The 15,267-nt window shown below is 43.3% G+C and carries 11 protein-coding genes and 1 tRNA gene; 8 read left to right on the top strand and 4 right to left on the bottom strand.

Annotated elements, in window-relative coordinates; all coding sequences use genetic code 11:
* The first annotated feature begins 19 nt into the window (after window positions 1–19).
* The 8 genes from B7723_RS02255 to B7723_RS02210 all read left to right on the top strand — a co-directional run bounded on the left by B7723_RS02255 (window position 20) and on the right by B7723_RS02210 (window position 11,128).
* A tRNA-Pro gene (locus B7723_RS02255) sits at window positions 20–93 on the top strand.
* Between the two features lie 175 nt (window positions 94–268).
* Complete coding sequence (locus B7723_RS02250; RefSeq protein ID WP_084849040.1) at window positions 269–4,660, top strand: PolC-type DNA polymerase III; 4,392 nt, start codon at window positions 269–271, stop codon at window positions 4,658–4,660.
* A gap of 23 nt (window positions 4,661–4,683) precedes the next feature.
* Window positions 4,684–4,836, top strand: coding sequence for a hypothetical protein (locus B7723_RS10525; protein WP_000776617.1), 153 nt, complete (start codon window positions 4,684–4,686; stop codon window positions 4,834–4,836).
* A gap of 21 nt (window positions 4,837–4,857) precedes the next feature.
* Entirely contained in the window at window positions 4,858–6,099 is a 1,242-nt protein-coding gene (locus B7723_RS02240) for an aminopeptidase (RefSeq protein WP_084849039.1), read from the top strand.
* 9 nt (window positions 6,100–6,108) lie between these two features.
* Window positions 6,109–6,339 (top strand): GlsB/YeaQ/YmgE family stress response membrane protein, encoded by a 231-nt coding sequence (locus B7723_RS02235; protein ID WP_000901578.1) that lies wholly within the window; start codon window positions 6,109–6,111, stop codon window positions 6,337–6,339.
* 223 nt (window positions 6,340–6,562) lie between these two features.
* Window positions 6,563–7,285 (top strand): pseudouridine synthase, encoded by a 723-nt coding sequence (locus B7723_RS02225; RefSeq protein WP_084849038.1) that lies wholly within the window; start codon window positions 6,563–6,565, stop codon window positions 7,283–7,285.
* 110 nt (window positions 7,286–7,395) lie between these two features.
* Window positions 7,396–8,730: an aminopeptidase C gene (gene pepC, locus B7723_RS02215; RefSeq protein WP_084849036.1), complete on the top strand. Its 1,335-nt coding sequence runs from the start codon at window positions 7,396–7,398 to the stop codon at window positions 8,728–8,730.
* Between the two features lie 169 nt (window positions 8,731–8,899).
* The gene (locus B7723_RS02210) at window positions 8,900–11,128 is read left to right on the top strand and encodes an HAD-IC family P-type ATPase (protein ID WP_084849035.1); all 2,229 of its coding nucleotides are present in this window, start codon (window positions 8,900–8,902) and stop codon (window positions 11,126–11,128) included.
* A 57-nt stretch (window positions 11,129–11,185) separates the two neighbouring features.
* Here B7723_RS02210 and B7723_RS02205 read toward each other — a convergent pair whose 3' ends face one another.
* The 4 genes from B7723_RS02205 to B7723_RS02190 all read right to left on the bottom strand — a co-directional run bounded on the left by B7723_RS02205 (window position 11,186) and on the right by B7723_RS02190 (window position 15,084).
* Window positions 11,186–12,097, bottom strand: a complete 912-nt coding sequence (locus B7723_RS02205) for a PTS system mannose/fructose/sorbose family transporter subunit IID (protein ID WP_000818316.1) — start codon at window positions 12,095–12,097, stop codon at window positions 11,186–11,188.
* Window positions 12,098–12,111: 14 nt separating this feature from the next.
* A complete protein-coding gene (locus B7723_RS02200; RefSeq protein ID WP_084849034.1) occupies window positions 12,112–12,924 on the bottom strand; it encodes a PTS mannose/fructose/sorbose transporter subunit IIC in 813 nt (270 codons plus the stop codon).
* A 75-nt stretch (window positions 12,925–12,999) separates the two neighbouring features.
* Window positions 13,000–13,989, bottom strand: a complete 990-nt coding sequence (locus B7723_RS02195) for a PTS sugar transporter subunit IIB (RefSeq protein WP_045593666.1) — start codon at window positions 13,987–13,989, stop codon at window positions 13,000–13,002.
* Between the two features lie 282 nt (window positions 13,990–14,271).
* A complete protein-coding gene (locus B7723_RS02190) occupies window positions 14,272–15,084 on the bottom strand; it encodes a Cof-type HAD-IIB family hydrolase (RefSeq protein ID WP_084849033.1) in 813 nt (270 codons plus the stop codon).
* Between the last annotated feature and the right edge of the window lie 183 nt (window positions 15,085–15,267).

Here is a 15,267-nt window from a genome sequence, read left to right as displayed (position 1 = left end):
TGCATTTTTTTATTTAACGCGGGAAGTAGCTCAGCTTGGTAGAGTACTTGGTTTGGGACCAAGGTGTCGCAGGTTCGAATCCTGTCTTCCCGATTGATTACGAGGATACTTAAGGGTATCTTTTTTTATTTACTAAGGAGATTCTGAGAGTCTTCTTTTTTGTTTACGGAACAAATTTGTGTAAACTAGCAGTGCTTAAGGAATGGTACTAGTCATATATTTTCTTTAATTATGGTAAAATAGTAAGAGAATAATGTGAGGAAAATGAATGTCAAGTAAGTTTGAAATTTTAATGAATCAACTAGGAATCTTTGATCAATTGAGACGGGATCCTGCTCTTGTTGATGCCAGAATTGAGCGTGTTGTGGTTCATAAAATTAGTAAGATTTGGGAATTTCATTTTGTATTTTCTAATATTTTACCGATTGAAATCTTTTTAGAGTTAAAGAAAGGGTTTGGTGAAGAATTTTCTAAGACAGGAAACCGAGCTGTTTTCGAAATCAAGGCTCTTTCTCAAGAATTCTCTAATGAACTCTTGCAGGCCTACTATAGAGAGGCTTTTTCTGAAGGTCCATGTGCAAGTCAGGGGTTTAAATCTCTTTACCAGAATTTAAACGTCCGTGCGGAAGGAAATCAACTCATTATTGAAGGTTCAGAGGCGATTGATAAGGAGCACTTTAAGAAGAATCATCTTCCTAATTTGGCTAAGCAACTCGAAAAGTTTGGTTTTCCAGCTTTTGTATGCCAAATAGAAAAGAATGATGCTCTTACACAAGAGCAGGAGGAAGCCTTCTATACGGAGAATGAACAAATCGTCCAGGCTGCCAACGAAGAAGCTTTACGAGCTATGGAGCAACTGGAACAAATGGCTCCTCCTCCAGTAGAAGAGAAGCCAGCCTTTGATTTTCAGGCTAAAAAGGCTGCGGCCAAGCCTAAACTAGATAAGGCTGAAGTTACCCAGATGATCGACGTGACGACTGAGGAAAATCGCCTGGTCTTTGAAGGGGTCGTTTTTGATGTGGAGCATAAGGTGACCAGAACTGGTCGCGTTTTGATCAACTTTAAAATGACAGACTATACTTCAAGCTTCTCAATGCAAAAATGGGTTAAGGATGAAGAAGAGGCTCAGAAGTTTGACATCATTAAGAAGAATTCTTGGCTTCGAGTTCGTGGGAATGTGGAGATGAATAACTTCACACGTGATTTGACCATGAACGTCCAGGATGTGCAGGAAGTGGTTCACTATGAGCGGAAGGATTTGATGCCAGAAGGTGAGCGTCGGGTTGAGTTTCATGCTCATACTAATATGTCGACTATGGATGCTCTACCAGAAGTAGAGGAGATCGTTGCAACAGCTGCAAAGTGGGGACACAAGGCGGTTGCCATCACGGACCATGGAAATGTTCAATCTTTCCCACACGGCTATAAGGCGGCCAAGAAAGCTGGAATCCAGCTGATCTATGGAATGGAAGCCAATATTGTGGAGGACCGTGTTCCAATCGTTTATAACGAAGTGGAGATGGACTTGTCAGAAGCGACCTATGTAGTTTTTGACGTGGAAACGACGGGACTTTCAGCTATCTATAATGACTTGATTCAGGTTGCGGCCTCTAAGATGTATAAGGGGAATGTTATTGCCGAATTTGATGAATTTATCAATCCCGGACATCCATTATCAGCCTTTACTACTGAGTTGACTGGTATTACAGATGATCATGTCAAAAATGCCAAACCACTGGAACAAGTTTTACAAGAATTCCAAGAGTTTTGCAAGGATACAGTCTTAGTAGCCCACAATGCTACCTTTGACGTTGGCTTTATGAATGCCAACTATGAGCGTCATGGTCTGCCTAAGATTAGCCAGCCAGTTATCGATACGCTGGAGTTTGCTAGAAATCTCTATCCTGAGTATAAACGCCATGGTTTGGGACCTTTGACTAAGCGTTTTGGTGTAGCACTTGAACACCACCACATGGCTAATTACGATGCGGAAGCTACTGGTCGTCTGCTTTTCATCTTTATCAAAGAGGTAGCAGAAAAACATGGTGTGACCAATCTGGCTAGACTCAATATTGATCTAATCAGTCCAGATTCTTATAAAAAAGCTCGGATCAAGCATGCGACCATTTATGTCAAGAATCAAGTTGGTTTAAAAAATATTTTTAAGCTGGTTTCTTTGTCTAACACCAAGTATTTTGAAGGGGTGCCACGGATTCCGAGAACGGTTCTAGACGCCCATCGGGAGGGCTTGATTTTGGGGTCGGCTTGCTCGGAGGGTGAAGTTTTTGACGCAGTCGTTTCCCAAGGTGTAGATGCGGCGGTTGAGGTGGCCAAGTATTATGACTTTATCGAGGTCATGCCACCAGCTATCTATGCTCCCTTGATTGCTAAAGAGCAGGTCAAGGATATGGAGGAGCTCCAGACTATTATCAAGAGTTTGATAGAGGTTGGGGACCGTCTTGGCAAGCCTGTTCTGGCTACGGGAAATGTCCATTATATCGAACCGGAAGAAGAGATTTACCGTGAAATTATTGTCCGTAGTTTGGGCCAGGGGGCTATGATTAACCGAACCATCGGTCATGGTGAAAATGCCCAACCAGCACCGCTACCGAAGGCTCATTTTAGAACGACCAATGAAATGTTGGATGAATTTGCTTTCTTGGGAGAAGATTTAGCACGCAAATTAGTCATTGAAAACACCAATGCCTTGGCAGATATCTTTGAACCTGTTGAGGTTGTTAAGGGTGACTTGTACACGCCTTTCATCGACAAGGCGGAAGAAACGGTTGCTGAGTTGACCTATAAGAAAGCTTTTGAGATTTATGGAAATCCGCTGCCAGATATCGTTGATTTGCGGATTGAAAAAGAATTAACTTCCATTCTGGGGAATGGATTTGCCGTGATTTATCTGGCATCGCAGATGCTGGTGCAACGTTCCAATGAACGGGGCTACTTGGTTGGTTCTCGTGGGTCTGTTGGGTCCAGTTTTGTTGCGACTATGATTGGGATTACGGAGGTTAATCCTCTCTCTCCACACTACGTCTGTGGTCAGTGTCAGTACAGCGAGTTTATCACCGATGGTTCTTATGGTTCAGGGTTTGATATGCCTAATAAGGATTGTCCAAACTGTGGTCATAAACTTAACAAAAATGGACAGGATATTCCTTTCGAGACCTTCCTTGGTTTTGATGGAGACAAGGTTCCCGATATTGACTTGAACTTCTCGGGAGAAGATCAGCCTAGCGCCCACTTGGATGTACGTGATATCTTTGGTGAGGAATATGCCTTCCGTGCGGGAACGGTTGGTACGGTGGCTGCTAAGACTGCCTATGGATTTGTAAAGGGCTACGAGAGAGACTACGGGAAGTTTTATCGTGATGCAGAGGTGGAACGTCTTGCTCAGGGTGCTGCTGGTGTCAAGCGAACTACAGGACAACACCCAGGGGGAATCGTTGTTATTCCTAACTACATGGATGTCTACGACTTTACGCCTGTTCAGTATCCAGCGGATGACGTGACGGCTGAATGGCAGACGACTCACTTTAACTTCCATGATATCGATGAGAATGTCCTCAAACTCGATGTACTGGGGCATGATGATCCGACCATGATTCGAAAATTGCAGGACTTGTCTGGGATTGACCCTAATGAAATTCCTATGGATGATGAAGGCGTGATGGCCCTCTTTTCTGGGACGGATGTACTTGGGGTGACTCCTGAACAAATCGGAACGCCGACGGGCATGCTGGGAATCCCAGAGTTTGGCACCAACTTTGTACGTGGGATGGTCGATGAAACCCATCCGACAACCTTTGCGGAATTGCTTCAGCTATCAGGTCTGTCCCACGGTACTGATGTCTGGTTGGGCAATGCCCAGGATTTGATTAAGCAAGGAATTGCGGATCTATCAACCGTTATCGGTTGTCGGGACGACATCATGGTTTACCTCATGCACGCGGGCCTTGAACCTAAGATGGCCTTTACCATCATGGAACGGGTACGTAAGGGCTTGTGGTTGAAGATTTCTGAAGAGGAGCGGAATGGCTACATCGAAGCCATGAAGGCCAATAAGGTACCAGAGTGGTATATCGAATCCTGTGGAAAAATCAAGTACATGTTCCCTAAAGCCCATGCGGCAGCCTACGTTATGATGGCCTTGCGCGTGGCCTACTTCAAGGTTCACCATCCGATTTATTATTACTGTGCTTACTTCTCTATCCGTGCCAAGGCCTTTGATATCAAGACCATGGGTGCCGGCTTGGATGCCATCAAGCGTAGAATGGAAGAGATCGCTGAAAAACGGAAGAATAATGAAGCCTCTAATGTGGAGATTGACCTTTATACAACTCTTGAGATTGTCAATGAAATGTGGGAACGTGGTTTTAAGTTTGGCAAGTTAGATCTATACCGTAGTGATGCGACTGAATTCATCATTGATGGAGATACCCTCATCCCACCATTTGTAGCAATGGATGGTCTGGGAGAGAACGTTGCTAAGCAGTTGGTGCGTGCGCGTGAAGAGGGTGAGTTCCTCTCTAAAACCGAACTGCGCAAGCGTGGTGGACTTTCATCAACCTTGGTTGAAAAGATGGATGAAATGGGGATTCTCGGTAATATGCCAGAGGATAACCAGTTGAGTTTGTTTGATGATTTGTTTTAAGGATTAGAACGGAGAACATCTTTATGAAACTTAGAATCTTTGCGGAAGATAAACCTGCTGAAAAGGTTTTTGACTATCAGCTAGAGCTGGCAGATGAAACAATTATCCTATCAACAGCGCTCTTGTCTGGTGCCATTGCTTTAGCAGGATTATTTTCTGCTTTGAAGGAAAAATAACAAAAGAAAAGGAAGAATAGAATGGTTTTACCAAATTTTAAAGAAAATCTAGAAAAATATGCGAAATTATTGGTTGCGAATGGAATTAACGTGCAACCTGGTCACACCTTGGCTCTTTCTATTGATGTGGAGCAAAGTGAGTTGGCGCATTTGATCGTGAAAGAAGCTTATGCCTTGGGTGCACATGAGGTCATCGTTCAGTGGACAGATGATGTCATCAACCGTGAGAAATTCCTCCACGCGCCGATGGATCGTCTGGACAATGTGCCAGAATACAAGATTGCTGAGATGAACTATCTCTTGGAAAACAAGGCTAGCCGTCTCGGTGTCCGTTCATCTGATCCAGGTGCATTGAACGGAGTGGATGCGGACAAGCTTTCAGCTTCTGCAAAAGCGATGGGACTCGCTATGAAGCCAATGCGTATCGCAACGCAATCCAACAAGGTTAGCTGGACTGTAGCAGCTGCTGCTGGACTGGAGTGGGCTAAAAAAGTCTTTCCAAATGCTACGAGTGACGAAGAAGCAGTCGATCTCCTTTGGGACCAAATCTTCAAAACTTGCCGTGTCTACGAAGAAGATCCTGTTAAAGCTTGGGAAGAGCATGCTGCTATCCTTAAGAGCAAGGCAGAAATGCTCAATAAAGAGCAATTTTCAGCCCTTCACTACACAGCGCCAGGGACAGATTTGACTCTTGGTTTGCCGAAGAACCACGTTTGGGAATCAGCTGGTGCTATCAATGCACAGGGGGAAGGATTCTTGCCAAATATGCCGACAGAGGAAGTCTTTACTGCTCCTGACTTCCGTCGTGCAGATGGGTATGTAACCTCTACAAAACCACTTAGCTACAATGGTAATATCATCGAAGGTATTAAGGTAACCTTCAAGGACGGTCAAATCGTGGATATTTCAGCTGAGAAGGGTGATCAGGTCATGAAGGACCTTGTCTTTGAAAATGCGGGTGCGCGTGCCTTGGGTGAATGTGCCTTGGTACCAGATCCAAGCCCAATTTCTCAGTCAGGCATTACCTTCTTTAACACACTTTTCGATGAGAATGCTTCAAACCACTTGGCTATCGGTGCAGCCTATGCGACTAGCGTTGTTGGTGGAGCGGAGATGCGCGAAGAGGAGCTTGAAGCTGCAGGGCTTAACCGTTCAGATGTTCACGTGGACTTTATGATTGGTTCGAATCAAATGGATATCGATGGTATCCGTGAGGATGGAACACGCGTACCACTCTTCCGCAATGGAGATTGGGCAATTTAAGGAGAAGCTATGCTTGGAAGTATGTTTGTTGGTCTCCTAGTGGGACTCTTGGCAGGTGCTTTAACCAATCGCGGAGAAAGCATGGGATGCTTTGGGAAAATGTTTCTCGGCTGGATTGGTGCTTCTTTGGGGCACCTGCTCTTTGGAACTTGGGGTCCAAACCTAGCGGGGATAGCTATTGTTCCAGCTGTTTTAGGTGCTATGGTTGTCTTAGCTATTTTCTGGAGACGAGGAAGTTAATTTCTTAAATCTGATACTCAATGAAAATCAAAGAGCAAACTAGGAAACTAGCCGCAGGCTACTCAAAGCACTGCTTTGCGGTTGTAGATAGAACTGACGAAGTCAGTAACATCTATACGGCAAGGCGACGTTGACGCGGTTTGAAGAGATTTTTGAAGAGTATGAAACGAAAAGGAGGTTGGTCATTGTACCAGCCTCCTTTTGAGTATGATATAATAGTTCTATGAGATTAGATAAATTTTTAGTTGCCTGCGCTGTAGGGAGTCGGACGGAGGTAAAAAACTTGCTCAAGGCTGGACGCGTGACGGTCAATGGCAAGAAAGAAAAATCAGCAAAATTGCAAATAAATGAAGAAAAAGACGAAATTCGCTTTGATGGTCAAGTGCTAGAGTACGAGGAGTTTGTCTACTACATGATGAACAAGCCCCAAGGAGTCATTTCAGCGACTGAGGATTCTAAACACAGAACAGTGTTGGACTTGTTGGATGATATTGCTCGGACCAAGGAAGTTTTTCCAGTAGGGCGCTTGGATATTGATACGCATGGTCTTCTGCTCTTGACCAATGACGGCCAGCTTGCCCATTCTCTTCTTTCGCCTAAACGTCATGTGGATAAGACTTATCTAGCTCAAGTCAAAGGTATTATGACCCAAGAAGATGTGGAGACATTTGCCAAGGGCATTCCGCTCAAAGACTTTACCTGTCAGCCTGCTAGACTGGAGCTTGTATCGGTAGATCCAGAAAAAAATCAAAGTCTGGTTCGGGTGACCATTGCAGAAGGGAAGTTTCATCAGGTTAAACGCATGGTAGCCTATTGTGGAAAGGAAGTCGTCGACTTGCACCGTTTGACGATGGGAACACTGATTTTAGACGAGAACCTGAAAAGGGGTGAGTGGCGTCGCTTGACCCAGGAGGAGTTAGAAGTTCTCCTTGCTAGTATTGCTTAGTTTGGATTATGTTAGAAAAGGTGAGGGAGAATGTCCTTACCTTTTTCGTTTTTCAGTTGCTTCCTTTGTGAAAAGAGTTATAATAGACAGTAGAATAAAAGGAGGAATCTATGAACGCTATTCAAGAATCATTTACGGATCAATTATTTGCTAACTATGAAGCAAATGTAAAATACCAAGCTATCGAAAATGCTGCAAGCCATAACGGAATTTTCGCAGCCCTAGAACGTCGCCAAAGCCATGTAGACAATACACCTGTTTTCTCATTGGATTTGACCAAGGACAAGGTTACTAACCAGAAAGCGTCTGGTCGTTGCTGGATGTTTGCAGCTCTCAACACCTTCCGCCACAAACTCATTTCTCAATACAAATTGGAGAACTTTGAATTGTCACAAGCCCACACCTTCTTCTGGGACAAGTATGAGAAATCAAACTGGTTCTTGGAGCAAGTCATTGCGACTGCAGACCAAGACTTAACTAGCCGCAAGGTTAGCTTCCTACTCCAAACACCACAACAAGACGGTGGACAGTGGGATATGGTAGTGTCCCTCTTTGAGAAATATGGTGTCGTTCCTAAGTCAGTTTACCCTGAGTCTATCTCATCTAGCAATAGCCGTGAGCTCAATGCCATCCTCAACAAATTGCTTCGTCAGGATGCCCAAATCTTGCGTGATTTACTAGCATCTGGTGCAGACCAAGCGACTGTTCAAGCCAAGAAGGAAGACCTCTTGCAAGAAATCTTTAACTTCCTTGCTATGTCACTAGGTCTTCCACCACGTAAATTTGACTTTGCTTATCGCGATAAGGATGATAACTACCAAAGTGAAAAGGGGATCACGCCACAAGAGTTTTACAAGAAATATGTCAATCTTCCTTTAGAAGATTATGTTTCTGTTATCAACGCACCAACTGCTGACAAGCCTTACGGTAAATCTTACACAGTTGAGATGTTGGGGAATGTGGTTGGTAGCCGTGCAGTTCGCTACATCAACGTTCCAATGGAGCGATTGAAAGAATTGGCGATTGCCCAAATGCAAACGGGTGAGACTGTTTGGTTTGGTTCAGATGTTAGCCAACTCAGCAATCGTAAAGCTGGAATCCTTGCGACAGATGTTTATGACTTTGAATCAAGCATGGACATTAAACTGACTCAAGACAAGGCTGGACGTTTGGACTATAGCGAAAGCCTGATGACCCACGCCATGGTCTTGACAGGTGTGGATTTGGATGAAAACGGCAAGTCAACCAAGTGGAAGGTTGAAAACTCATGGGGAGACAAGGTCGGTACAGATGGTTACTTTGTTGCCTCAGACGCTTGGATGGATGAATACACCTACCAAATCGTTGTCCGTAAGGAATTGCTGACAGCAGATGAACAAGCTGCTTATGAAGCAGAACCAATCGTACTTGCACCATGGGATCCAATGGGTGCCTTGGCAGAATAAAGCATAAAGAAAAGAGGTTAGGGGAATCCTAGCCTCTTTTGTTTTTAAGTGCTTCTTAAAGTGGCAATAGATGATACTTGCCAAGGGAGTTCTTCTTATTTTGAGTCTTTAAGTGACAGAGAAAAAGATATGTGTTATTATAGTAGTACAAAAGGATATCGGAGTAGAAATGAAGTATTTAAGCAGCCAAGACATCAAGGGTCGTCAACGAAATATCAGCGACATTAAACCTTATAAAACAACCAAGGAAATCGTCGTTTCAAATATCTTTACCTTCTTTAATGCCATGAACTTGGCTCTGGCAGTTCTGGTAGCCACAACCTTGCGATTTGAGAATATGCTCTTTTTAGGTGTGATTGCTATCAATACAGCCATTGGGATTTTCCAAGAAGTGCGTTCAAAAAATGCTTTGGAAAAGCTAAGTTTACTTGGTAAAAGTAAGTACAGAGTCAATCGAGATGGTCAAACGATTGAGGTTGCTTCAGAGGACATCGTTCTAGGCGAGTACCTGCATCTCAATCTGGGAGATCAGGTGCCTGTAGATGCAGAAGTGCTTGAAGGGAATATTGAAGTGGATGAGTCCTTGCTGACGGGTGAGAGTGATTCTATCTGTAAAACGGTTGGTGACAAGCTGATGAGCGGAAGCAATGTTGTCAGCGGTACTTGTCTGATCCTTGCTACAGCTGTGGGTCCCGATAGTTATATCAACAAACTCGCAAAATCCAGCAAGGAATTCAAAAAATACCCTTCTCAACTGCGCGATTATATGGATAAGATTTTAAAAATCGTCTCTATCCTGCTGGTGCCAGTTGCCATTCTGCTCTATGTCAGAGGTTTTAGTCTAGGGCGGACTTATGTTGAGATTGTCTTGGGAAGTTCTGGTGCTCTGGTCGGTATGATTCCAGAGGGTTTGATTCTCTTAGTCAGCGTTTCTCTAGCAGTAGCAGCCATGAAGCTGGCCCAAAAGAAGGTTCTGGTGCAAGAGCTATACTGTGTAGAGACCTTGGCGCGGGTAGATGTTCTTTGTTTTGATAAGACAGGTACCATCACTACGGGGAATATGAAGGTCCAAGAAATGGATGCTAATGTGGCAGAGAAACTCTCGACTTATCTAGCCTATTTTGACGATGAAAATGCAACTTCGCGCGCTCTGAAGACTTACTTAACCTGTGAGAAAAAGTGGGAAGTTCAAGAAGTCGGTGCCTTTTCAAGCAAAAACAAGTATTCTTTTGTCCAAGTAAAAGAGGGTGGGACCTATTTCTTCGGAGCCTGTGAGTTTCTAGGCTTTACCCAGCCGATGGATGCCTACTATGAACATCTAAAACAGCAAGGTTTTCGGATCTTAACACTCGCTCATAGCAAGGACCAGATTACGAGTCCAGCCAATATGGAACTACTAGGCCACGTCGTTTTGTCAGATGAGATTAAGGACAATACCAAGGAAACCTTTGACTATTTCGAATCTCAAGGTGTTGAAGTGAAGATTATCAGTGGTGATAATCATGTGGCTGTATATGGGGTGGCTCGTAAGGCAGGTTTTAAGGAAGAAGCCCGTGCGATTGATATGACCAAGGTGAGTGAACAAGATTTTGAAAGAGTGGTCTTGGAACATGAAATCTTTGGACGTGTGACACCTGAACAGAAAGAAAAGATGGTATCTATTTTGCAAAATGCTGGTAAAACAGTTGCAATGAGTGGTGACGGGGTCAATGATGTTCTGGCTCTCAAGAAAGCAGATATCAGCTTTGCTATGAAGGGTGCTACGAGTGCAGCCAAAAGTGTGTCCAATATTGTTTTTCTAACAGATGACTTTGCAGTATTTTATGATATCTTGATGGAAGGTCGCCGTGTGATTAATAACATTCAAAAGGTAGCCTCTCTCTTTCTAACAAAGACCTTCTTCTCCATCGTGTTTGCGATTTTGAGTGTGGTATTTGGTTTGGAATTCGCCTTTATTCCCATTCAGTTTACAATCATTTCAGCCATTACGATTGGGATTCCATCCTTCTTCCTAACTTTTGAGTCCAATAAAGAAAAGGTTAGTACACATTTTATGCGAGATATTTTGACCAATGCTGCGATTGGTGGTGGCATTCTGGTTGCTAGTGTACTCTTGACGAACTTCTTTATCACTGTCCCAGGTCAGGTCAAATTTATTTGCTTCCTACTGGCTTTAATCAATGGTCTGTGTCTAGTTGCCAAGGTCAGCCTGCCTTTTAATCGATACAAACTAGTCTTGCTCGTACTTTTGAGCCTTGCAGCCCTTATAGGAGTGCTTGCCAACACCTTTATCTTGCAAGGAGCTTTTGTGCCTTTAGAAACCAGCCAAGTCGTCTATGTAGCCATCCTAGCAGTGGTGATTGGAGGCTTGCATTATTTGACTAGAAGAAAAAGTTGATACACAAAAAGAATCAGGATTATTACCTGATTCTTTTTTATTTATATTCTCGATGGTTTACATGATACCGAAGAAACGAGCTGCAATACCTACTGCAAAGAGAGCAAGGATGATTGCGATTGGTGATACTTTTTTCTTAAGCAACCACATGCAAAGGAAAGTAAGGAGAAGTCCCATCAATCCTGGAATCAATGAGTTCAACTGACCTTGAAGGGTTTGTGGTTGAACGCTATCCAAGCTCAATCCGCTGAGTGCTTGACCAAGGATTCCCTTCAATTCTCCACCTGTTACAGCGCCTTCTGGGAAGTTGATATAAGCACCTTCTGCCAATTGTTTACCTGGAAGGTTCACAGTAAAGTTGATAGATACCCAACGTTGTACAAGAACAGCAAGGATGAACATACCAAGGATGGATGCTCCTTTGGTGATGTCTTTCAAAATACCACCAGACATGTCTTTAGTGATTTCAGATCCAGCTTTGTAACCGAACTCTTGTGTATACCATAGGAAGGCCATACGGATAGCATTCCATCCAAAGAAGAAGAGAAGGGGACCAACAATGTTACCAGATGCAGCAAGTGATGCACCAAGGGCTCCAAGGATAGGACGAACTGTAAACCAGAATACTGGGTCACCGATACCAGCAAGAGGCCCCATCATACCGATCTTAACCCCTTGGATAGCCGCGTCGTCGATTTCAACACCGTTAGCGCGCTCTTCTTCAAGTGCAAGAGTAACCCCCATGATAGGAGCAGCTACGTATGGGTGAGTGTTGAAGAACTCAAGGTGACGCTCAAGAGCAGCCGCTTGGTCTTCTTTTTTAGTGTACAATTTTTTGATAGCTGGGATTAATGAGTAAGCCCAACCCAAGTTTTGCATACGTTCGTAGTTCCAAGAACCTTGAAGGAATTGTGAACGCCACCAAACTTTTTGACGATCTGATTTTGATAATTGAATTTTTTCAGCCATGATTGATCCCCTTTCTAGTAGTCTTCTAGGATATCACCGATTGGGTCGTTAGAAGTCGCAGCTCCGCCGCCACCGTTTCCACCTTGTTTTGTAAGGTTAAGGTAGATGAAGGCAAGGGCAACACCGATGACACCAAGGGCAATCAAAGTCAATTGAGAAATCGCAGCAAGTGCAAAACCGATAGCGAAGAATGGCCATACTTCACGAGTTGCCATCATGTTGATAACCATAGCATAACCAACGGCAACGACCATAGCACCACCGACAGCCATACCACCATTCAACCAGTCTGGCATCAAACCAAGAGCATCTTGAACAGCAGAAGCTGGGATAGCGATAAGGAAGGCAGCAGGGATTGCAATACGAAGACCTTGAAGAAGAAGTGCAACAAAGTGAGCACGTTCAACAGCCGCAATATTTCCTTCTTTAGCAGCAGCGTCAGCAGTGTGAACCAAGGCAACTGAGATTGTACGAACAATCATAGTCAAGAAAAGTCCAGCTACGGCAAGAGGGATAGCTGTTGCTGTTGCAACGGCGATACCTTCAGTAGTAAAGTTACCACCTTTGATCAAGATGATCGCTGCGGCAACAGATGCAAGAGCAGCGTCAGGAGCTACGGCAGCTCCGATGTTTGCCCAACCAAGGGCGATCATTTGAAGAGATCCACCAAGCATAACACCTGCTTCGAGGTTACCAGTTGCAAGTCCGATAAGGGTACATGCGACGATTGGTTGATGGAATTGGAATTGGTCGAGGATACCTTCAAGACCTGCAAGGAAGGCAACAACTACAACCAAGATAGCAGAAATGATTGAAATATCTGACATGGTTTTATTCCTTTTCTATTTAGTTTTAATAAAGAATTTAATCCTGTTTTCAAAAATGATCGAAACAGATTAACATTATTGAACGTTTGCTTTCTTAATCAAGTCAAACAAATCTTTTTTCGTGTCGTTTGGTACTTTACGTACGTCAAATTCAACACCGAGGTCACGCAATTTTTCAAAGGTTGCAACGTCTTCTTTGTCCATAGACAAAACGTTGTTAATCATTGTTTTACCTGTTGAGTGAGCCATAGAACCAACGTTAAGGGTCTTGATTGGCACGCCACCTTCGATAGCACGAAGTGCATCTTGTGGAGTTTCAAACAAGATAAGGGCATGAGTTTCGCCGAAACGTGGGTCTTTTGCAACGTCGATCAATTTTTGAATTGGGACAACGTTAGCTTTTACTCCGTTTGGAGCTGCTTGTTTGATCAATTCTTTACGCAACTCGTCGTTTGCAACGTTGTCTGAAGCAACGATGATACGATCTGCTTTTGAATCTGGAGTCCAAGCAGTGGCAACCTGACCGTGAAGGAGACGAGTGTCTAGACGAGCAAGGTTGATTTTCAGTTTACCGTCACCGATAACTGTTCCTTCTGGAATAGCAGCTTGTGCAACTGGAGCAGCTGCAGCAGTTGCAACTTCCTCAACTGGGTTAAGCTCTTCTGGAAGAGCCTTGATGCCATCTTTGGCTTCTTTAATGATATTCGCAGCGACTTTATCCACACCTGCATTCGCGTCCATAAGGCGCTCTGTGTAGGCTTGGATCAACATCGGCAAGTTAAGTCCTGTGATGATGGCAAACTTACGTTCTGGATTTTCTCCCATCACGCGGCTAGCTTGGTTGAATGGAGATCCACTCCAAAGGTCAGCCAATACTAGAACCTCATCTTCTGCGTCAAATGCAGCCACAGCGTTGTTGAATTTAGCGTAAAGGTCATCTGGACCTTCATTTGGCATAAAGGTCACAACTTGAACCTTTTCTTGTTCACCAAAGATCATAGATCCTGACTGATGAATACCCGCAGCAAATTCGCCGTGGCTCGCAATAATGATTCCGATACTCATTATTGTCATTCCTCCTTATAAAATGTTTGACTGTATGTTTAAGAAAACTTTAAGCCTAACCTTAAGTATAAACCGTTTTCATATAAAAATCAACTACTTTTTCTAAAAAGATGTAAAAGTTTTCATAGAATGACTTTTTAAAAATATTAATATACCAATGCTTTTGAGAGATAAATGAAAATGGTAATGGAAAATTTAATATAAAAATACAGAAAATAAGTCGCTTTTGTGAAAACAAAATGAAAACAAAAAGGAAAGATTGCGACCATGCAATCTTCCCTTTTATAGGAATAAATTTTGTAAAGTGTAGGCAACTCCATCTTCTTCGTTGGTCAGAGGAAGTTGTTCGTCTGCATATGGAAGAAGAGCAGGATTGGCGTTTTTCATAGCATATCCCTTGCCTGCAAATGCCAACATTTCAGTGTCATTATGCTCATCACCAAAGGCGATTAAGTCTTTTTTATCACGATTCATCACATTGAGCAAGTACTCTAGAGCAAATGCCTTGTTTACACCTTTGGGAGTACACTCGAGGATGTTGAGGGGACCGCCCCAGGTATTGATAGCTAGTTGGTGCTGATAAAAACGATTCATTTCGTCCGCTAAAGCGTATTTGTCTTCAGCCCTTGTTTGCAAAAGGATGCAGTTGGGATCTTTGGTTACTCGTTCAGGTTTGAATTGATTTTCCGGCCGGAAGTTCTCTACGCCAAATAGTTTAGGATCCGCAATTTCTTCATTCGGAGTCGTGATATAGAATTTTTTTCGATATTCTCCTGCAATAAAATCAGCCTGGATGTCCTCCGTGCGCTTGACCATGTCTAGGAGGTATTTTTTGTCCAAGGTCAAGCACTTTTCGTGCGCCCAAGTCTGTCCTGGTAGATGGGTAAGGGAACCATTAAAGTTAATCATGGGAGTATGCAATTCTAGCTCACGATAGAAGTCTTTTGCCATACGATACGGACGGCCTGTCGTGATGATGACATGGTGTCCTTTTTCTGAAATTTTTTTGATCGTCTCTTTGGTGAAATCGGAGAGCTTGCTTTCACTATTCAGCAGGGTTCCGTCCAAATCGACTGCGATAATTTTTTTAGTCATATAAACCTTCCTAGTCGTTTCCAGATAAGATGTCTTCTATTATATCAAAAAGAAGGAAGAAAAGCAGATAAGAACAAAAACTCAGTTGCTTTGATTTATTAAATAAATCAAACAAACATATTGAAAAGGTGAATGATAAATGATATAATACTGATATTGTTCGTAAAAAACAAAAGGAGATTA

The sequence above is a fragment of the Streptococcus oralis subsp. oralis genome (assembly GCF_002096435.1).
GTDB lineage: Bacteria > Bacillota > Bacilli > Lactobacillales > Streptococcaceae > Streptococcus > Streptococcus oralis_AA.
Note: the sequence above shows the minus strand (reverse complement) of the source record. Positions and strands in the feature narration are given on the sequence as shown.